Consider the following 18,032-nt stretch of genomic DNA (forward strand, 5'->3'; position numbering starts at 1 on the left):
CATTGGCAGCACTTCGCGGAAAAGAGATCGACAGCTTCCTCGCCCGGCCTGACGCCGGCCGTCCGATCATCCTGCTTTACGGTCCGGACCTGGGCCTGGTGCGCGAGCGCGCCGACGCGCTGATGGCCTCCGCCGTCGACGATCCCAACGATCCGTTCTCGCTGGTGCGGCTCGATGGCGACGAGCTCGCCGCCGAGCCGTCGCGGCTGGTCGATGAAGCCATGACCGTACCGCTGTTCGGCGGCCGCCGCGCCATCCGCGTCCGCGCCGGCTCGCGCAACTTCTCGAGCGGCGTCGAGACGCTGACCGAGACTGCCGCACTGAAGGATTGCCGCATCGTGATCGAGGCCGGCGAACTGCGGCCGGAATCGCCGCTCCGCAAGATCTGCGAGCGCGCCAAGAATGCGGTCGCGATCGGCTGCTATCCCGACACCGAACGCGACCTCACCAAGCTGATCGAGGACGAGCTGCGTCTCTCCAATCTGCGGCTCGCCGCCGATGCGCGCGCGGTGCTGATGTCGCTGCTCGGCGGCGACCGTATGGCCTCGCGCAACGAGCTGCGCAAGCTTGCGCTGTTCGCCCACGGCAAAAGCGAGATCACGCTCGACGACGTCATGACCGTGGTCTCCGACGCCTCCGAGCTGAAACTCGATCCGATCGTCGATGGCGCCTTCGCCGGCAACGCTGCGCTGGTCGAGAGCGAGTTCACCAAAGCAATGGTCGCCGGCACCTATCCCGGCGTCATCATCTCGGCCGCGCAGCGCCAGGCGGCGTGGCTGCACAAATCGGCGCTTGCGATCGCGGACGGCGCGCCGGCGTCAACCGTGCTCGAGAGCGGATTTCCGCGGCTACACTTCTCGCGCAAACCCATGGTCGAGATCGCGCTGCGCAATTTCACGCCGCCGCGGCTGGTGAATGTGATCGATCAGCTCGCGACCGCAGCGCTCGACATGCGCAAGCAGGCCGCGCTCGCCGCCGTGATCGCACAGCGCGCGCTGCTGTCGATCGCGGCGAATGCGAAGCGGCGGGGGTGAATTTGATGGAGTCATTCCGGGGCATGCGAAGCATGAACCCGGAATCTGGATGTGGTGAAACGAGATTCTCAGGTGCGCAATTGCGCACCATAGTTCGCGCTGACGCGCGCCCCGGAATGACGAAACCGCTAGCCGCCCTCGAGCCGCCGCACCACCTCGTCGAGCTGCTCGAGGTTGCGGTAGCTGATCTGGACGGTGCCGCCGGGATCGCGATGACTGACGGTGACGGCAAGGCCGAGCGCATCGCTGACGCGCTTCTCGAGCGCCAGCGTATCGGCATCCTTGTCGACCTTGGCCGCACTGCCACTACGCGCCTTCTGCGGCTTGCGCTCCGGCACGCCCTCCTCATGCGCCAGCGCCTCGGCCTGGCGGACGTTGAGGCCCTCGGCGACGATGCGCTTCGCGGCAGCGAGCGGATCCGGCACGCCGATCAGCGCGCGGGCGTGGCCGGCGGACAGATCGCCCTTGGAGATCAGCGCCTGCACCTCGGCGGGCAGCTTGGTCAGCCGCATCATGTTGGCGACATGGCTGCGGCTCTTGCCGACGATCTTGGCGATGTCTTCCTGGTTGCGTTTGAACTCGTCGGCGAGCGCGTGATAGCCCTGCGCCTCTTCCATCGCGTTCAAGTCTTCGCGCTGGACGTTCTCGATGATCATGATCTCGAGCGCGTCGGAATCAGAAACCTCGACCGGCACGATCGGCACTTCGTGCAGCCCGGCGAGTTGCGAGGCGCGCCAACGGCGCTCGCCTGCGATGATCTCGTAGCGGTCCTGCACGCCCTTGATGGCGCGCACCACGATCGGCTGGATCACGCCGCGCGCCTTGATCGAATCGGCAAGCTCGCCGAGCTCGGCGTCGGCGAAGCTGCGCCGCGGGTTGCGCGGGTTGGCCTTGAGGAATTCGATCGGCACCTTGCGCTGGTTGCGCGGCCGCTCGACATGCGCGGCCTCGCCGCCGACATCTCCGATCAGGCTTGCCAGCCCGCGCCCCAGTCGCGAACGCGCTTCATCGGCCATTGTTGCGAGCTCCCTTGGATTCACGCGCAGTACTCCAGACTTGAATTTCAGAATCGATGGATGGGTCAGCGCAGCGAAGCCCATCGCAGCGCGCAAGGAGAGTGACGAGTTTCGCTTCGCTCCACCCATCCTGCGCACCGTCAATGCGCGCGCAGCTCGCGCTCGCGCTGGATCACTTCGGTGGCGAGCTTGAGATACGCATCGCTGCCGGCGCATTTGAGATCGTAGACCAGCACCGGCTTGCCGTAGGACGGCGCTTCCGAGATGCGCACGTTGCGCGGGATCATGGTGTCGTAGACCTTGTCGCCCATGAACTGGCGCACGTCGGCGACGACCTGGTTGGAGAGGTTGTTGCGCGAGTCGAACATGGTCAGCACGATGCCGTGGATCGACAGGCTCGGATTGAGCGTCGAGCGCACCTGCTCCACGGTCTGCAGCAATTGCGACAGACCTTCGAGCGCGAAGAACTCGCATTGCAGCGGCACCAGGATCGCATCCGACGCCGCCATCGCGTTCACGGTGAGCAGATTGAGCGAGGGCGGGCAGTCGATCAGCACGTAGGTGTAGTCGGCTTCCGGCGAGACGTTGTTGTTCAGCCCGGCGATCGCATCGCGCAGCCGGAACGCGCGGCCCGGCGTGGTGCCGAGCTCGAGCTCGAGGCCGGAGAGATCCATGGTAGAGGCGGCGATATGCAGCCGCGGCACCGCGGTCGCGACCACGGCATCGCGCAGCGGCGCTTCGCCGATCAGGACGTCGTAGGTCGAGCAGCTGCGGTTGCGGCGATCGATGCCGAGGCCGGTCGAGGCGTTGCCCTGGGGATCGAGATCGACGATCAGGACGCGCTCACCAATCGCCGCGAGTGCCGTGCCAAGATTGATCGCTGTGGTTGTCTTGCCGACGCCGCCCTTCTGGTTGGCGAGCGACAGGATGCGCGGCTGGCCGGGCGGCTGCGACGTCCTATCCTCTTGATAAACCTCGTCCATCACGGTCATACCAAAATACCATTTGCTCTTGCGGAGTCCCCTAGCGCCGCTCGATTGACCCGAGTTCGACGATCCAGCCCTGTCCGCCGGTACGGCTGGCGTGTAGCTTTGGCTCAATAATCCAATATTTAGTGGCCTCGGTCAATTCGGCCTCTACATCTTGCCCCTTCAAAAACAGCGCATTGGCGCCCTTTTTGACCCACGGCTCCGCAAAGCCGATCAGTTGATGTAACGGAGCCAACGCCCGTGCGGTGACGCAATCGATGGGCCCCGCGATTCTATCCACAGTATCCCCGATATCAGCGAGATGCACCGTCCCCGGCGACGCCGTCACCCTGACAGCCTCGCGCAAGAATGCGGCCTTCTTGGCGATTCGTTCAACCAGATGGATCGATGCCCCCGGCGTCTCGGCCAAGGCACAGGCGAGGACGACGCCAGGAAAGCCGCCGCCGCTGCCGAGATCGACCCAGGATTTGGCCGAGGGCGCGAGGTTCAGAAGCTGGAGCGAATCGGAGATATGGCGGGTCCAGAGATTCGGCAGCGTCGATGGCGCGACGAGGTTGGTCTTCGCTTGCCATTCCAGGAGGAGGGCGATGTAGCGATCGAGCCGCGCCTCTGTTTCACGTGAAACAGGGGTCAGCGCGAGCGCTGCCGCCTTGTCCTTGGCGGAGACGGTGAGTTCTGCGGATTGCGAGGCTGGGGCCATTCTGGGCGGAGGTCGGGCTGTCTGAACGAAAGGGAGGTAGACCGCGGGTCTCGGAGACGACGGAATCGTCTCCACCCCGCAAAGATAAGCGCTCAGCTCGTACGTTTCACGTGAAACGTCAGGCGGAGGCCTTGGCTGATTTCCGTCGCGCCTCGCGCCGCAGATAGGCGGCCAAAATGCCAAGCGCCGCCGGCGTCATGCCGTCGATCCGACCCGCCTGCCCGACCGTCCGCGGCTGCGCCTTCTCAAGCTTGGCGCGCGCTTCATTCGAGAGACCCGGCACGTCGGCATAGTCGACATCGGTCAGAACCAGGCCCTCATCGCGCCGGAAGGCGTCGACGTCAGCGGTCTGGCGCTTCAGATAGACATCGTATTTGGCATCGATCTCGAGATGCACCGCGATAGCAGGGTCAATGGCCGACAGCTCGGGCCAGATCGCCTGGACCGCAGGCCACTCAATCTCGGGATAAGCCAGCAGCTCAAACGCCGAGCGGCGGTGCCCATCGCGGTTGAGCGACAGCCCGTGCTTGGCCGCTTCGTTGGGGGTGATCGCGAGCGACTTCGCCAAGGTCTTGGCGGCCTCCAGTGCCGCCATCTTGGTCCGGTGACGCTCCGCGCGCGCCGTTCCGACGCATCCGAGTGCGATACCCTTGTCGGTCAGCCGCTGGTCGGCATTGTCGGCCCGCAGCGTCAGCCGATATTCGGCGCGCGAGGTGAACATCCGATAGGGTTCGGTGATCCCGCGGGTCACGAGGTCATCGATCATCACCCCGAGATAGCCGTCGGCGCGGTCGAACACGATCGGATCGGCCCCACCGGCCGCCTGCGCAGCATTGAGCCCGGCGACGATGCCCTGCCCCGCCGCCTCCTCATAACCTGTTGTGCCATTGATCTGGCCAGCCAGGAAAAGCCCGCGCAGACGCTTGGTCTGCAGGGTCGGATCGAGCTCGCGGGGATCGACGTGGTCGTACTCGATCGCATAGCCCGGCCGGACCATCTTCACCCGCTCGAGGCCGGGGATGCTCGCGAGGATCGCGAGCTGGACCTCCTCCGGCAGCGAGGTCGAGATTCCGTTGGGATAGACCGTGGTGTCGTCGAGCCCTTCCGGCTCCAGGAAGATCTGATGGCCGTCGCGATCGCCGAAGCGGACGATCTTGTCCTCGATCGAGGGGCAATAGCGCGGTCCGGAGCTCTTGATCTGGCCGGAATACATCGGCGAACGATGCACATTGGCCCGGATCACCTCGTGCGTCGCCGGCGTGGTCCGGGTGATGCCGCACTGGATCTGCGCCGTCGTGATCCGGTCCGTCATCACCGAAAACGGCTCCGGAGGATCGTCCCCGGGCTGCATTTCGACCGCGGACCAGTCGATCGTGGTGCCGTCCAGGCGCGGCGGCGTCCCGGTCTTGAGCCGGCCGAGCACAAATCCGGCCCGCTCGAACGAGGCAGATAGGCCCATGGCCGGCGCTTCGCCGACCCGGCCCGCCGGCCAGTTCTTCTCGCCGAGATGGATCAGGCCACGCAGGAAGGTGCCGGTCGTGATGACAACCGCACCCGCCGAAAGCTCGCGGCCGTCACCCAGGCGAATGCCGGTGACGCGGCCATCAACGACGATCAGCTCGTCTGCCTCGCCTTCGATGACGCTCAGGTTCGCGGTCTCGGTGATCGCCGCCTGCATCGCGGCGGCATAGAGCTTGCGGTCGGCCTGGGCCCGGGGGCCGCGGACTGCCGGGCCCTTGCGGCGATTGAGCATGCGGAACTGGATGCCGCCGGCGTCGGCGACCCGGCCCATCAGGCCGTCCAGAGCGTCGACCTCGCGGACCAGATGGCCCTTGCCGAGCCCGCCGATGGCCGGATTGCAGGACATCGCGCCGATGGTCGCAAACCGATGGGTCACAAGGGCGGTCTTCGCGCCCATCCGGGCAGACGCGCTCGCGGCCTCGCAGCCGGCATGGCCGCCGCCGATGACGATGACGTCAAATGAGTCTGCCCTGGAAGTCATGACGGGACTTCTATCGCGGAGTGATGAAAGCCGGAAGAACGAAGTTGGGGTCGTCAGGCCGAGAGACAAGTCGCTTCGCGCTCAATGACCGACGGTGGTGTTTCACCTGAAACAGCACAACAACGCGACGCGATTGTTTCACGTGAAACGGGACCAGGGTTCGTTAACCAGATCGAAACCATGTTTCACGTGAAACAGAAGGGTGCCGCTACTTCCCGACGCAGAATTCGCGAAAGATGACGTCCAGGATGTCCTCGACATCGACCCGACCGAGCAGACGGCCCAGAGAATAGGCCGCCCTTCGGAGTTCCTCGGCGGCGAGTTCCTCGCCCTGCCCGACCACGTCGATGCTGCGCTGGAGAGATTCGACCGTCTCCTGGAGCAATCCGCGCTGCCGAGTCCGGCTGATCAAACCGCCTTCGCTGGTCGCAAAATAGTCGTGAGCGAAACCGACCAGTGCGGCGATGAGCTCGGAGAGGCCGTCGCCGCGGGCAGCCGAGATCCTGAATTCGGGGTAATTGCCACCCTCACCCGACGGAGCCCTGACGAGGTCAATCTTGTTTCGTACCAACCAGGTCGGCGTCGTTCCGCCATGCCCGACCTTGGCGCCGCCGCTGTCGGCCAGCCACAGCACGAGATCGGCCTCCGAGGCGCGGGCCCGGGCGCGGCGGACGCCCTCCTGCTCGACCGGGTCATTGGTCTCGCGGATCCCTGCGGTGTCGATCACCGTGACCGGATAGCCGTCGAGATCGAGCTGCACCTCGATCACATCCCGCGTCGTGCCGGCATGCGGCGAGACGATCGCGACCTCGCGCCGGGCGAGCTGATTGATCAGGGTCGATTTGCCGACGTTCGGCGGGCCGGCGATCGCGACCACCAGGCCGTCGCGCAGCCGCTCGCTTTGCCCCTGCCCCGCAAGGACTTGCTTGATTTCATCATGCAGCGCCCCGATCCGCTCGAGCGCCGGCGCGATCAGCTCCGCCGGCACGTCGCCTTCGTCTGAAAAATCGATCCCGGCCTCGATCAGCGCCGACGCCGCGATGATCCGCTCGCGCCAGTCCCGCGCGCGATCGCCGAGCAAACCCTTCAGCTGCCGCAGCGCCTGGCGCCGCTGACGGTCGGTGTCGGCGTGGATCAGATCATCGAGGCCTTCGGCCTCGGTCAGGTCGAGCTTGCCGTTCTCGAATGCCCGCCGCGTGAACTCGCCGGGCTCGGCCGCCCGCACATTCTCGAATCCCGCGATCGCGTCGAACATCGCCGACAAAACCGCGCGTCCGCCATGGACATGGAATTCGGCGACGTCCTCGCCGGTGGCACTTGCCGGCCCTGGAAACCACAACACGACTGCGTCATCGATCGGCTGTTGCCTCGAATCGCGGAGCAGCGCCCGGGTCGCCATTCGCGGAACCGGCATCTTGCCGGCCAAGCCGACAATGACCGACTCGGCCATTGGGCCAGACAGCCTGATGATGGCGATCGCACTCGGTGGCCGTCCGGAGGACAGCGCAAAGATGGTTTGGTCGTGCGGATGCATCGCCTATTTCTTCCAGCAAATCGGCAAAGGCAATGCCGCTTCCATTTCGCAAGCAATATCGCAATATGCTGCGGTGCAGCATGATCGAATTTCGTTGCTGCCGCCGCGCAGCAATCATGCTGCACTAGCGCCGGCCTGGGTCACACCTGTGCGACAGAAATATAAATTATATCATACAGTTGTATAAATATTCGACGCGCCGAAACGACCCAATCTATGCTGCACCCAGCTGCAGCAAATCCGCAGCATAAAAAAAGGCGCCCCGCTTGTGCGGAGCGCCCTATCCATTTCGGCCGTGGCCTCAGGTGTTCATGGAATCGAAGAATTCCGAGTTGCTCTTCGTGTTCCGGAGCTTGTCGAGCAGGAAGTCGATCGCGTCCATGGTGCCCATCGGATTGAGGATGCGGCGCAGGACGTACATCTTCTTCAGCACCTGCGGATCGGTGATGAGTTCCTCCTTGCGGGTGCCGGAGCGGGCAATATCGATCGCCGGGAAGGTCCGCTTGTCCGAGACCTTGCGGTCGAGGATCAGCTCGGAGTTACCCGTACCCTTGAACTCTTCGAAGATGACTTCGTCCATGCGGCTGCCGGTATCGACCAGCGCGGTCGCGATGATGGTCAGCGAACCGCCCTCCTCGATGTTGCGCGCAGCACCGAAGAACCGCTTCGGGCGCTGCAACGCGTTGGCGTCGACACCGCCGGTCAGCACCTTGCCGGATGACGGCACCACGGTGTTGTAGGCGCGGCCAAGGCGCGTGATCGAATCGAGCAGGATCACGACATCACGGCCGTGCTCGACGAGGCGCTTCGCCTTCTCGATCACCATCTCCGCGACCTGGACGTGACGCACCGCGGGTTCGTCGAAGGTCGACGACACCACTTCGCCCTTCACCGAGCGCTGCATGTCCGTGACTTCTTCCGGACGTTCGTCGATCAAAAGCACGATCAGATAGCAGTCGGGATGATTGGCGGTGATGGAGTGCGCGATGTTCTGCATCAGCACCGTCTTGCCGGTGCGCGGCGGCGCCACGATCAGCGCGCGCTGGCCCTTGCCGATCGGCGCGACGATATCGATCACGCGTGCTGAAAGGTCTTTCTTGGTAGAATCCTCAAGCTCCATGCGGAAACGCTGATTGGGAAACAGCGGCGTGAGGTTGTCGAAATTGACCTTGTGCTTCGACTTTTCCGGGTCTTCGAAATTGAGCGTGTTGACCTTCAGCAGCGCGAAATAGCGTTCGCCTTCCTTCGGGCTGCGAATGTGGCCTTCGATCGTGTCGCCGGTGCGCAGGCCGAAACGGCGGATCTGCGACGGCGAAACGTAGATATCGTCGGGGCCGGGCAAATAGTTCGCATCGGGCGAACGAAGAAAGCCGAAGCCGTCGGACAGCACCTCGACAACGCCTTCACCGATGATGTCGGTCTCGGCGATCGCGAGCTGCTTGAGAATTGCGAACATCAGCTCCTGCTTGCGCATGGTGCTGGCATTCTCGACCCCGTTCTCTTCCGCGAACGAGACGAGCTCGGCCGGCGTTTTTGATTTGAGGTCCTGGAGTTTGATTTCCCGCATTGGGGTCGTCCTGTGAGGAAGTAAGTAGGGAAGGGGTGCGAGGTGGCTTGGAAAAAGCGGACGCCAAAGGAAGGTCCGCAGGTCTCAGCCAGGAAAGTGCCGTTTGGGCTTCAAACCTGATGCGGCGCCGGCCCGAAAAGAACCGAAACGCGACCACATCCGCCTGCGTGGGGTGGGATAAAACCTATATAGAAAATCGATCCGTCCTTCGCAAGAAGGACTGAAGCATGCTTCCTGGGCATCGCGATGTCTAGAACGGCTTCACGACCACCATGATCACGATCAGGATCATCAGAAGCGTCGGCACCTCGTTGATAATGCGGTAGAATTTCTGGCTACGCTGATTCCGGTCGGCGGCGAAATCCTTCACGCAGCGGGACAAAAAGCCGTGGATACCCGACATGACGAGCACCAGCGTAAATTTGACGTGAAACCAGCCCGAAAGGTACCAGTGTCCGGCCCAGGCCAGATAAAGCCCGGCCAGCCAGGTCACGATCATCGCCGGGTTGATGATTGCCTTCAAAAGCCGCCGCTCCATGACCTTGAAGGTCTCGGACTGCTTCGAGCCGGCTTCGGCCTCGCAATGATAGACGAACAGCCGCGGCAAATAGAGCATGCCCGCCATCCAGGAGATCACGGCAATGACGTGCAGCGCCTTGATCCAGTCGTACAACATCGCAGTGATGCCTTTCAGGGAGCAGTTCGGGCGGGCTCGGCGTTGCGAGCAATGCGCTGCAAGCGAGGGACGGATACATATCCGCTCACACGGCTTTCCTAAAACTAATTAAGTTTAGAATCTAAGGTTTGAGTCTAAGTGGCGGTGAATTTGACTCATGCAACGCGATCCAGCGGTTCTTGCGGGCTTGTTCACATCCCTCAACATTGCGGCCGGCCGAGACGGGTATCCGGAATCTGTTCCTTGACTCAATCGGTTGCGCACCTCCGTGGCCAGCTTATCAAGAGACAAATCCACACCGGTTCACTATCATCCTTGCCATGACCTCGACTTGTCCTTTTCGGCAGTGCTGTGAAGAAAGGGGCGAGATATACAGGGGCCGGGCGGCGGACCCGGATTCTTCTCCTCGACCTCCACAGGGATTCACAGGATAGACAGGGGCTCTGGTGCCGACGACCTCCAACTATTTCCACCTGCATCTGGTGTCTGATTCGACCGGCGAGACGCTGATCACGGTGGCGCGCGCGGTCGCCGCGCAATACGCCAACGTGACGGCTGTCGAGCATGTCTATCCGCTGGTGCGGAGCCAGAAGCAGCTCGATCGCGTGCTCGACGAGATCGAGGAATCGCCCGGCATCGTCCTGTTCACGCTGCTGGAGAAGGACCTGGTCGGCCGGCTCGAGGGCAAGTGCAAGGAAATCAACGTTCCGAGCCTGTCGATCATCGGGCCGGTGATGCAGTTGTTCGAGGCGTATCTGGGCGCCGCGACGACCGGACGTGTCGGCGCACAGCACGTTCTCAACGCGGAATATTTCGCCCGGATCGACGCGCTGAACTACACGATGATCCATGACGACGGTCAGCATGTCGAAGGCCTCGAGGACGCCGACGTCGTCCTGGTCGGCGTGTCCCGCACCTCGAAGACGCCGACCTCGATCTATCTCGCCAACCGCGGCATCCGCACCGCGAATGTGCCGCTGGTGCCGGGCATCCCGCTGCCGCACCAGCTCGAGACCCTGAAGAAGCCCTTGGTGGTCAGTCTGCATGCGACGCCCGAGCGCTTGATCCAGGTCCGGCAGAACCGCTTGCTGACGATGGGCGACCGCGACAACGACACCTACATCGACAAGCAGGCGGTGGCCGACGAGGTCGCGTTTGCGCGGCGCCTGAGCGCGAAGTTCAACTGGGCGCTGCTCGACGTGACGCGGCGTTCGATCGAGGAGACGGCGGCCGCGATCATGAAGCTCTATAACGACCGCCAGCGCGCACGGCCGTCGGAGTGATCAGAACACGATGAGCATTTGGCGCGGCCCACAGCAGCTGATCCTCGCGTCCCAGAGCCGCGCGCGAAGGATGCTGCTCGAAAACGCCGGGCTCGATTTCGAGGCGCTGCCCGCCGACATCGACGAGCGCGCGGTGCAGAAGGATTCCGGCCTTTCCGCGCCGGGCGAGATCGCATCGCTGCTCGCACGCGAGAAGGCGCTGTTCATTTCAAGGCAGAAGCCTGGCCAATATGTCGTCGGCGCCGATCAGACCCTGGCACTGGGGCAGCGGATGTTCAGCAAGCCTACCGGCCGCGCGCAGGCTGGCGAGCAGCTTGGCCTGCTTGCCGGGCAGACCCACGAGCTGCATTCAGCCGTCGCGGTGGCGCGTGACGGAAGGGCTCTGTTCGACGACGTGAGCGTGGCCCGCATGACGATGCGGCGGCTCGCGGCCGGCGAGATCGAGGTCTATCTCGACCAGGCCGGGGCGGCGGTGACGACCAGCGTCGGCGCCTACCAGCTCGAGGGTCTGGGCGTGCATCTGTTCGAGCGGATCGAAGGCGACCATTTCACCATCCTCGGCCTGCCGCTATTGTCGCTGCTTGCGTTCCTGCGCCGCGAGAAGCTGCTTGCGGTGTGAGGCGCATGATGACGGAGAGATGCTGAACCGATGTTGATGCGATGTTGATCCGATGTTGATTCTTGGACTGACCGGCTCGATCGGGATGGGGAAATCCACCACGGCCAAATTATTCATCGAAGCCGGCGTGCCGGTCTACGACGCCGATGCGGCTGTGCATCAGCTCTACGAAGGCGAAGCCGCGCCGGCGATCGAAGCCGCTTTTCCCGGCACCACCGCCAATGGCAAGGTCGACCGCGCCAAGCTGTCGGCGCGCGTGGTGCACGACGCTGCGGCGATAAAGCGGCTCGAGCAGATCGTGCATCCGATGCTCGGCGCGTCGCGGCAGAAATTCTTTGCCGATGCGGAGGTGGCCGGTGCGCCGATCGTCGTGGTCGACATACCGCTGCTGTTCGAGACCGGCGGCGAGAAGCGCGTCGATGCCGTTGTGGTCGTGACGACCTCGCCGGAACTGCAGCGCGAGCGCGTGCTGGCCCGCGGTACGATGGATGCCGCGAAACTCGACGCCATCATCGCCAAGCAGATGCCGGACGCCGAAAAACGCAAGCGCGCGGATTTCATCGTGGATACCTCGCACGGACTTGATCCGGTGCGGGCGTGTATCCGCGACATTCTGGCCGAGGTTGCTAAGATGCCGAAGCGGCGCGTCTGATTCGTCGCTTTCCGGATTGCTTCAAATCATGCGCGAAATCGTTCTCGATACCGAAACCACCGGCCTCGATCCGCTGCGCGGCGACCGGCTGGTCGAGATCGGCTGTGTCGAGATGTTCAACCGCATGCCGACGGGTCAGACCTACCACGTCTACATCAATCCTGAGCGCGACATGCCGGCGGAAGCGTTCGCCGTGCACGGGCTGTCGACCGAGTTCCTGGCTTCCAAGCCGCTGTTCAATGAAGTGGTCGACGACTTCCTGGCCTTCATCGGCGATACGCCGCTGGTGATCCACAACGCGTCGTTCGACATCAGCTTCATCAACGCCGAGCTCGACCGTATCAAGCGGCGGGTGATCCCGAAGGACCGGCTGGTCGATACGCTGCTGCTGGCGCGCCGCAAGCATCCCGGCGTGTCGAATCGGCTCGACGATCTCTGCTCGCGCTATCAGATCGACAATTCCCGCCGCACCAAGCACGGCGCGTTGCTCGACGCCGAGTTGCTGGCCGAGGTCTATATCGACCTGATCGGGGCGCGGCAGTCGCAGCTCATCCTGGCGTCGGAAACCTCGGATGCGCGTGCGGGCAGCCATGGTGATTCGCCGCGGCGGCAGCGCGAGACCCCGCTGCTGGCGCGCGTCAGCGACGCCGATCGGGAAGCCCACCAGGCCTTCGTTGCCACGCTCGGCGACAAGCCGATCTGGAATGATTATTTGCCGTCGCCAGCGCCGGCTGAAGCCCCGGCGGCTTGAACTCTTAGTTCCGTCATCCCCGCGCGGAGGCTTCGCCGTTGTCGCTGGAGGTGCGATAAATTGCTTCGCTTTGCTCGCACTGACAGGGATGGCGCGGCGCGCAGTTCCGTCATCCTGAGGTGCGAGCTCTTGCGAGCCTCGAAGGATGCACGGCCACCAGCGGAGCCCGTCGATCCTTCGAGACGCGCTACGCGCTCCTCAGGATGACGGGGTTAGGCGCCGGTATTCTCTGGCTCAGCTCAGCTCGGCTTGACGCCGGAGGCGGCCTGGGCGGCGGCCTGCCGCTCCATGTTCTGGCGGTAGAGGCCGAGGAAGTCGACGGGATCGAGCAACAAAGGCGGGAAGCCGCCGTCGCGGACCGAGGTCGCGACGATCTCGCGGGCGAACGGGAACAGCAGCCGCGGGCACTCGATCATGACCAGCGGGTGCAGGTTCTCCTTCGGCACATTCACGATCCGGAACACGCCGGCATAGGCGAGATCGAAGCTGAACATCACCTTGCCAGCCGTCTCGGCCTTGCCCTCGACCGAGAGGATCACCTCGTACTCATTTTCCGACAGGTTGTTGGCGGAGACGTTGATCTGGATGTTGATCGCCGGCTGCTGCTGCTGCTGGCCGAGCGAGGCCGGCGCATTCGGGTTCTCGAACGACAGGTCCTTGGTGTACTGCGCCAGCACGTTGAGCTGGGGAGGGGCCTGTTCGACGGGGGCGCCGTTGCCATTGGTCATGAAATGTCTCCTGGAGCAGCGCTCGATGGACAGAGTGTCCGACGGCACGCGTTAAGGTGTTGGGAATGCCGATGCTGGGCGAGTGGCTATCATAGGCCCGGCTCGGTCCACAAGCAGGACGAGCGGGCGCGCCGGGGCGCCGGTGCGGCCAAATTCTTTGGCAAAGCGCTGCCGGCGCAACTCCGCCCAATCTCTTAACAGCTTCCTAAATTATTGAAGATGCGCGATTTCTTGCAAGGAACGGGTTTCCCCCCGGGGTTAAAACGCGCTACACTTGCCCGTGCCAAAAAGCGCCATTGGCCAGGCATAGTTTCGTGCCTACATGCTGCGGACTCAAACGGTGATGTAATCTCTGCCGTTCCCGACCGGGAACGCTTTGACCCCGGCCGGTTGCCGGCAGAGACCAGAAAGCGAATTCGACGTGGATATCTACACCATCATCTTCCTGGCGCTGGCCGTGTTCATCTTCCTGCGCCTGCGCAGCGTTCTTGGACAGCGCACGGGAAGCGAGCGGCCGCCCTATGATCGCGCCGCTCCCAACGTCTTGCAGCGTGGCCAGGATAACAACGTCGTGCCGATCCCGGGATCGGTCATCGACCAGCCGCCGCCGGTGCCGTCAACCGAGCCGGCGGAACCTTCCGACCGCTGGAAGGGCACTGCCGAACCGGGCACGCCGCTGGCGCAGGGTCTCGACGCTGTCGCTGTCCAGGATCCCTCGTTCGATCCGCAGCATTTCCTCTCAGGCGCCCGCTCGGCCTATGAAATGATCGTGCTGGCCTTTGCCAATGGCGATCGCCGCGCGCTGCGCGACCTGCTGTCGACCGAGGTCTATGAAAGCTTCGAGACCGCGATCAAGGATCGCGAGAAGCACGAGCAGAAGACCGAGACGCGGTTCGTTTCGATCGACAAGGCCGAAATCGTCAGCGCCGAGGCGCGCGATCGCTCGACGCAACTCACCGTCCGCTTCGTATCGCAGATGATCTCGGTGACGCGTGACAAGGCGGGCACCATCGTCGACGGCAGCCCCGACAAGGTCGCCGACATCACCGACGTCTGGACATTCGCCCGCGACTCGACTTCCCGCGATCCGAATTGGAAGCTGGTTGGAACTGGAAGCGCTCACTAAACATCTCAGCTACGGGCGCCTCGCGGTCGCGTGCTGCGCGCTCGCGGTGCTGTGCTCTACCGCGGCGATCGCTGCGCGTTACCGGTCGAGCCGGCACCCGCCGCCGCGGCACGAGCATTCTCACCCGATCCCCTATCCCAATCTGGAATTGCCGCTGCAGGTCAGCGGCAGCCAGTATGAGCCGCTCGCCTGGGCCAACGTCTCCGGCTGGAGCGACGACGACCATCTCGCCGCCTACAAGGCGTTTCGCACCAGCTGCAAGCCGATCGCGGCCCAGCAGGGCGCGCCGGCGGATTCGAAAGCACTCGGCAGCTCGCTGCGCGATCCCTGCCGGATCGCCAAGGGGCTCGAGCTCGGCGACGGCGTCAAGGCCAAGGAGTTCTTCGAGCAGAATTTCGTCCCGCTGCGCATCTCGCGGCTCGGCGAGGACGCCGGCTTCGTCACCGGTTACTACGAGCCGGTGCTCGAGGGATCGCGGACCCAGACCGACGTCTACAACGTTCCGGTCTATCGCCGTCCCTCCAACCTGTTCGTGCGCGGCAAGACGCAGAGTTCGGTCGGCCTGCCCAATGGCGGCGCGGTGTACCGCAAGATCGGCCGCCGCAAGCTCGTGCCCTATTGCGACCGCGCCCAGATCGAGGATGGCGCGATCGCCGGCCGCGGGCTCGAACTCGCCTGGCTGAAGAGCCAGACCGATCTCCTGTTCGCGCAGATCCAGGGCTCGGCGCGAATCAAGTTCGAGGACGGCACCACGCTGCGCATCAATTACGACGCGCACAACGGCTATCCCTATACGGCGGTCGGCCGCGCCCTGATCGACCGCGGCATCATCCCGAAGGACCAGATGTCGATGCAGAAGATCAGGGAATGGATGGAGCAGAACCCTGACGGCGCCAACGAGCTGCGGCGATCGAACCGCTCCTACGTGTTCTTCCGGCATGTCCCGCTGTCCGACAAGGACGAGGCCGTCGGCGCGCAGGGCGTGCCGCTGACGCCGGGCCGCTCGATCGCGGTCGACAAGGCGCTGCATGTCTACGGCACGCCGTTCTTCATCGCCGGCGAGTTGCCGATCGATTCCGAGCAATCGAAGACGCCGTTCCACCGGCTGATGATCGCGCAGGACACCGGGTCGGCGATCGTCGGCCCGGCGCGCGCTGATCTCTATTTCGGCGCCGGCGCCGACGCCGGAAAGGTCTCGGGCCGGCTGCGGCACAACATGCAGTTCGTCATGCTGGTGCCCAGGGGTCTCGACCCCGTCGCGCGCGGCCACAGGCTGCCTGTTCCGGACGAGCGACCGTCGGCCAGGATCGCAAAACTGTTTCCGCAGACCGATCCGCAGAAGGACCAGCCGGCGGCGAACGCCGCGGATGTGCCGACGGCCGGTATTGCCAAGGCTACGGCGAAAGACGCGGCCAATCACGCCGCCCAGACCCCGGCCGCGAAGGATGCCGCGTCCCCGGCGCCGGCTGCAACGACCTCTGTCGCGCAGGCGGCGCCTGTGGCAGAACCGGTGCCGTTGCCGGTAGCCCGGCCTGACATTCCGCAACCGGAGAAGCGGCGCTATCGGCGCACTCGCCATCACCGCGATCAATGAAACGACCCGCGCCGATCCCCGATCTGTCCGCTCCGTCGCGGCGCAAGCGTGCGCTGAGCGAGGAGGAGCGTGCGCTCTGGGAGAGCGTGGCTAAACAGGTCAAGCCGCTGCGCAAGCGAGCGGCCGCCGCGAAGGCGCATGCCGCCGCCTCTGATCCGGCCACCCATCACGCCGCGGCGAAACCCATTCCGGTCAAGCCGGTCAATTCGGTCAAGGCTGCGCCGCCGCCGCGCCCGCAAGCGCCGCCGCTGGCGCCGATCGGCCGCCGGGAGCGGGCAAAGCTGTCGCGCGGCCGCCAGGAGATCGATGCCCGGCTCGATCTGCACGGCATGACGCAGATCCGCGCACACCGCGTGCTGTTCACCTTCCTGCAACGCGCGCACAGCGACGGGCTCACCTTCGTGCTGGTCATCACCGGCAAAGGCAAGGTCGGCGGGCTGGATTCGGAGCGCGGCGTGCTGCGCCGCCAGGTGCCGGAATGGCTCAGCCTGCCGGAATTCCGCTCGCTGGTGGTCGGCTTCGAGGAAGCGCATATCGGCCATGGCGGCGAGGGCGCGCTTTATGTTCGCGTCCGGCGCGCGCGCTGAAAAATATTAGAACGGGCGGACGATCCCGACGCGCGGGATCAGCGTGACGATCCAGCCTGACATCGTCGTCTTGCGATCGTCCGACGGAATCGTCGGCACGTCCTTTGACGCCGGCAGCATCTTCACGGCATGCAGCATCAGGAACATGCAGACCGCCCAGTTCGAGATCCAGCGCGAATAATCGAACACGGTCACGAACATCACGAGATAGCCGGCGCTGATCACGGCGAGCGCTGACATCACGATCCGGCGATGCAGTTCGCTCGCGAGCGCTTCGATCAGCCGCGCGAAATAATGCCACAGCGGCGTGTGCAGCCAGATCAAGAGCGCAAAGACCGGGACGCCGAGGATGTTCGAGGGCATGCGCGCCCAGGTATCGGCGAACTCCTTCGACAGCGGCTGGTACCAGATGTAGCCGAACTCAAGCAGGTCGATGCGCGACGGATCGGCCATCCGGCTTTGCAGGTGGCGGATGAACTCGTCATAGGGCACGTCGACCGTGCCGGCGAACTGCGCAACCAGGAATAGGATGCCGACTGCGGCAAGCACCACGAGACCGATGGCGGCGTTCCGCGGCGTCACGCGTTGCACCAGGTAGAAGCGCAGCACAACGATGGCGGCAATCGTCGGCACATACATCAGGACGAAGATGTGATGGACCAGGATCAGCAGGATCGAGACCAGCGCCGCAATCACCACGTACATGACCGAGCGCGCCGGGATCAGCAGCAGCACGATCGCGAGCGCACAGCCATAGATGTCGAAATGGCCGAGCGTGTGCATGAAATTCTTCAGGAAGAACGGCGATCCCGCGATGAAAACGAACAACGGCCAATGCGCGTCGTCGAAGCCGAATGTCCGCTGAAACAGCCTGATGAACAGGCCAAGCGTGATCAGCCAGATCGCGCCGGCCAGCGCGAACACCAGCCACACCGGCACCCTGTCGGTGAACAGCGACACGATCGCGCCGATCAGCGCGCGCTTGGTGAAGCCGTAATGATAATCGACCAGCAGATGGATGTAGGGGACGAAGGGCGGCAGCGCGATCTTGTGCAGGAACACCCCGACCAGCACGGCGGCGTTGACGGCCAGCATCAGGCGCCAGGGGTTTTGCCACCATCCCACGTTCAAACTCATTGTCGTCCCGGCCAAGCCACCGGGTCGGCGCGAAGCG

General features: G+C 64.2%; 18 protein-coding genes. 9 read left to right on the forward strand and 9 right to left on the reverse strand.

Going from position 1 to position 18,032, the window contains the following annotated elements; translation table 11 throughout:
* Positions 1–2 precede the first annotated feature (2 nt).
* A complete protein-coding gene (gene holA / locus HAP48_RS15295; protein WP_166212999.1) occupies positions 3–1,034 on the forward strand; it encodes a DNA polymerase III subunit delta in 1,032 nt (343 codons plus the stop codon).
* 128 nt (positions 1,035–1,162) lie between these two features.
* Here the strand turns inward: holA and HAP48_RS15300 are convergent, their stop codons facing one another.
* The 5 genes from HAP48_RS15300 to mnmE form a co-directional block, all read right to left on the reverse strand.
* Entirely contained in the window at positions 1,163–2,050 is an 888-nt protein-coding gene (locus HAP48_RS15300) for a ParB/RepB/Spo0J family partition protein (protein WP_166212997.1), read from the reverse strand.
* Positions 2,051–2,190: 140 nt separating this feature from the next.
* Positions 2,191–3,042: a ParA family protein gene (locus HAP48_RS15305; protein ID WP_166212995.1), complete on the reverse strand. Its 852-nt coding sequence runs from the start codon at positions 3,040–3,042 to the stop codon at positions 2,191–2,193.
* Between the two features lie 31 nt (positions 3,043–3,073).
* Positions 3,074–3,739 (reverse strand): 16S rRNA (guanine(527)-N(7))-methyltransferase RsmG, encoded by a 666-nt coding sequence (rsmG, locus tag HAP48_RS15310; protein ID WP_166212993.1) that lies wholly within the window; start codon positions 3,737–3,739, stop codon positions 3,074–3,076.
* A gap of 118 nt (positions 3,740–3,857) precedes the next feature.
* On the reverse strand, positions 3,858–5,741 hold the full coding sequence (gene mnmG, locus HAP48_RS15315; protein WP_166212991.1) for a tRNA uridine-5-carboxymethylaminomethyl(34) synthesis enzyme MnmG: 1,884 nt from the start codon (positions 5,739–5,741) through the stop codon (positions 3,858–3,860).
* A gap of 208 nt (positions 5,742–5,949) precedes the next feature.
* Positions 5,950–7,275, reverse strand: coding sequence for a tRNA uridine-5-carboxymethylaminomethyl(34) synthesis GTPase MnmE (mnmE, locus tag HAP48_RS15320; RefSeq protein WP_166212989.1), 1,326 nt, complete (start codon positions 7,273–7,275; stop codon positions 5,950–5,952).
* Between mnmE and HAP48_RS15325 the strand changes: the two genes are divergently transcribed.
* Positions 7,175–7,462, forward strand: coding sequence for a hypothetical protein (locus HAP48_RS15325; protein ID WP_224496477.1), 288 nt, complete (start codon positions 7,175–7,177; stop codon positions 7,460–7,462). The two genes, mnmE and HAP48_RS15325, sit on opposite strands and share 101 nt — an antisense overlap.
* 114 nt (positions 7,463–7,576) lie before the next feature.
* Here the strand turns inward: HAP48_RS15325 and rho are convergent, their stop codons facing one another.
* Both rho and hemJ read right to left on the reverse strand, forming a co-directional pair.
* Positions 7,577–8,842: a transcription termination factor Rho gene (gene rho, locus HAP48_RS15330; RefSeq protein WP_021078151.1), complete on the reverse strand. Its 1,266-nt coding sequence runs from the start codon at positions 8,840–8,842 to the stop codon at positions 7,577–7,579.
* A 250-nt stretch (positions 8,843–9,092) separates the two neighbouring features.
* Positions 9,093–9,515 carry a protoporphyrinogen oxidase HemJ gene (gene hemJ, locus HAP48_RS15335; protein WP_166216376.1) on the reverse strand — a complete coding sequence of 141 codons (423 nt, stop codon included), beginning with the start codon at positions 9,513–9,515 and terminating at the stop codon, positions 9,093–9,095.
* Positions 9,516–9,964: 449 nt separating this feature from the next.
* Here hemJ and HAP48_RS15340 point away from each other — a divergent pair, with 449 nt between their 5' ends.
* Genes HAP48_RS15340 through dnaQ form a run of 4 tightly spaced genes read left to right on the forward strand, consistent with a single transcriptional unit; the run spans position 9,965 to position 12,823 of the window.
* On the forward strand, positions 9,965–10,801 hold the full coding sequence (locus HAP48_RS15340) for a pyruvate, water dikinase regulatory protein (RefSeq protein WP_029080974.1): 837 nt from the start codon (positions 9,965–9,967) through the stop codon (positions 10,799–10,801).
* 10 nt (positions 10,802–10,811) lie between these two features.
* On the forward strand, positions 10,812–11,420 hold the full coding sequence (locus tag HAP48_RS15345) for a Maf family protein (RefSeq protein WP_166212985.1): 609 nt from the start codon (positions 10,812–10,814) through the stop codon (positions 11,418–11,420).
* Between the two features lie 52 nt (positions 11,421–11,472).
* Positions 11,473–12,072, forward strand: coding sequence for a dephospho-CoA kinase (coaE, locus tag HAP48_RS15350; protein WP_166212982.1), 600 nt, complete (start codon positions 11,473–11,475; stop codon positions 12,070–12,072).
* Positions 12,073–12,100: 28 nt separating this feature from the next.
* The gene (dnaQ, locus tag HAP48_RS15355; protein WP_166212980.1) at positions 12,101–12,823 is read left to right on the forward strand and encodes a DNA polymerase III subunit epsilon; all 723 of its coding nucleotides are present in this window, start codon (positions 12,101–12,103) and stop codon (positions 12,821–12,823) included.
* 239 nt (positions 12,824–13,062) lie between these two features.
* Here the strand turns inward: dnaQ and secB are convergent, their stop codons facing one another.
* A complete protein-coding gene (gene secB, locus HAP48_RS15360) occupies positions 13,063–13,551 on the reverse strand; it encodes a protein-export chaperone SecB (protein WP_029080978.1) in 489 nt (162 codons plus the stop codon).
* A 421-nt stretch (positions 13,552–13,972) separates the two neighbouring features.
* On the opposite strand from secB, the gene HAP48_RS15365 reads away from it, so the two are divergent.
* From HAP48_RS15365 to HAP48_RS15375, 3 genes are read left to right on the forward strand one after another with little or no spacing between them, the layout of a single operon-like run.
* Positions 13,973–14,677: a Tim44/TimA family putative adaptor protein gene (locus tag HAP48_RS15365; protein ID WP_166212978.1), complete on the forward strand. Its 705-nt coding sequence runs from the start codon at positions 13,973–13,975 to the stop codon at positions 14,675–14,677.
* Positions 14,655–16,271 carry a murein transglycosylase A gene (mltA, locus tag HAP48_RS15370; protein ID WP_224496478.1) on the forward strand — a complete coding sequence of 539 codons (1,617 nt, stop codon included), beginning with the start codon at positions 14,655–14,657 and terminating at the stop codon, positions 16,269–16,271. The genes HAP48_RS15365 and mltA overlap by 23 nt, the downstream gene beginning before the upstream one ends.
* Complete coding sequence (locus tag HAP48_RS15375) at positions 16,268–16,858, forward strand: Smr/MutS family protein (protein WP_166212976.1); 591 nt, start codon at positions 16,268–16,270, stop codon at positions 16,856–16,858. The genes mltA and HAP48_RS15375 overlap by 4 nt, the downstream gene beginning before the upstream one ends.
* A gap of 6 nt (positions 16,859–16,864) precedes the next feature.
* Here HAP48_RS15375 and HAP48_RS15380 read toward each other — a convergent pair whose 3' ends face one another.
* On the reverse strand, positions 16,865–17,995 hold the full coding sequence (locus HAP48_RS15380) for a hypothetical protein (RefSeq protein WP_166212974.1): 1,131 nt from the start codon (positions 17,993–17,995) through the stop codon (positions 16,865–16,867).
* Positions 17,996–18,032 lie beyond the last annotated feature (37 nt).

It is taken from the genome of Bradyrhizobium septentrionale (assembly GCF_011516645.4).
Classification (GTDB): domain Bacteria; phylum Pseudomonadota; class Alphaproteobacteria; order Rhizobiales; family Xanthobacteraceae; genus Bradyrhizobium; species Bradyrhizobium septentrionale.

Coding starts and splice junctions, on each gene's coding strand:
- HAP48_RS15300 (WP_166212997.1), bottom strand. CDS start 2,050: ATGGCCGATGAAGCGCGTTCGCGACTGGGGCGCGGGCTGGCAAGCCTG.
- HAP48_RS15305 (WP_166212995.1), bottom strand. CDS start 3,042: ATGACCGTGATGGACGAGGTTTATCAAGAGGATAGGACGTCGCAGCCG.
- rsmG (WP_166212993.1), bottom strand. CDS start 3,739: ATGGCCCCAGCCTCGCAATCCGCAGAACTCACCGTCTCCGCCAAGGAC.
- mnmG (WP_166212991.1), bottom strand. CDS start 5,741: ATGACTTCCAGGGCAGACTCATTTGACGTCATCGTCATCGGCGGCGGC.
- HAP48_RS15325 (WP_224496477.1), top strand. CDS start 7,175: ATGACCGACTCGGCCATTGGGCCAGACAGCCTGATGATGGCGATCGCA.
- mnmE (WP_166212989.1), bottom strand. CDS start 7,275: ATGCATCCGCACGACCAAACCATCTTTGCGCTGTCCTCCGGACGGCCA.
- rho (WP_021078151.1), bottom strand. CDS start 8,842: ATGCGGGAAATCAAACTCCAGGACCTCAAATCAAAAACGCCGGCCGAG.
- HAP48_RS15345 (WP_166212985.1), top strand. CDS start 10,812: ATGAGCATTTGGCGCGGCCCACAGCAGCTGATCCTCGCGTCCCAGAGC.
- coaE (WP_166212982.1), top strand. CDS start 11,473: ATGTTGATTCTTGGACTGACCGGCTCGATCGGGATGGGGAAATCCACC.
- dnaQ (WP_166212980.1), top strand. CDS start 12,101: ATGCGCGAAATCGTTCTCGATACCGAAACCACCGGCCTCGATCCGCTG.
- secB (WP_029080978.1), bottom strand. CDS start 13,551: ATGACCAATGGCAACGGCGCCCCCGTCGAACAGGCCCCTCCCCAGCTC.
- HAP48_RS15375 (WP_166212976.1), top strand. CDS start 16,268: ATGAAACGACCCGCGCCGATCCCCGATCTGTCCGCTCCGTCGCGGCGC.
- HAP48_RS15380 (WP_166212974.1), bottom strand. CDS start 17,995: ATGAGTTTGAACGTGGGATGGTGGCAAAACCCCTGGCGCCTGATGCTG.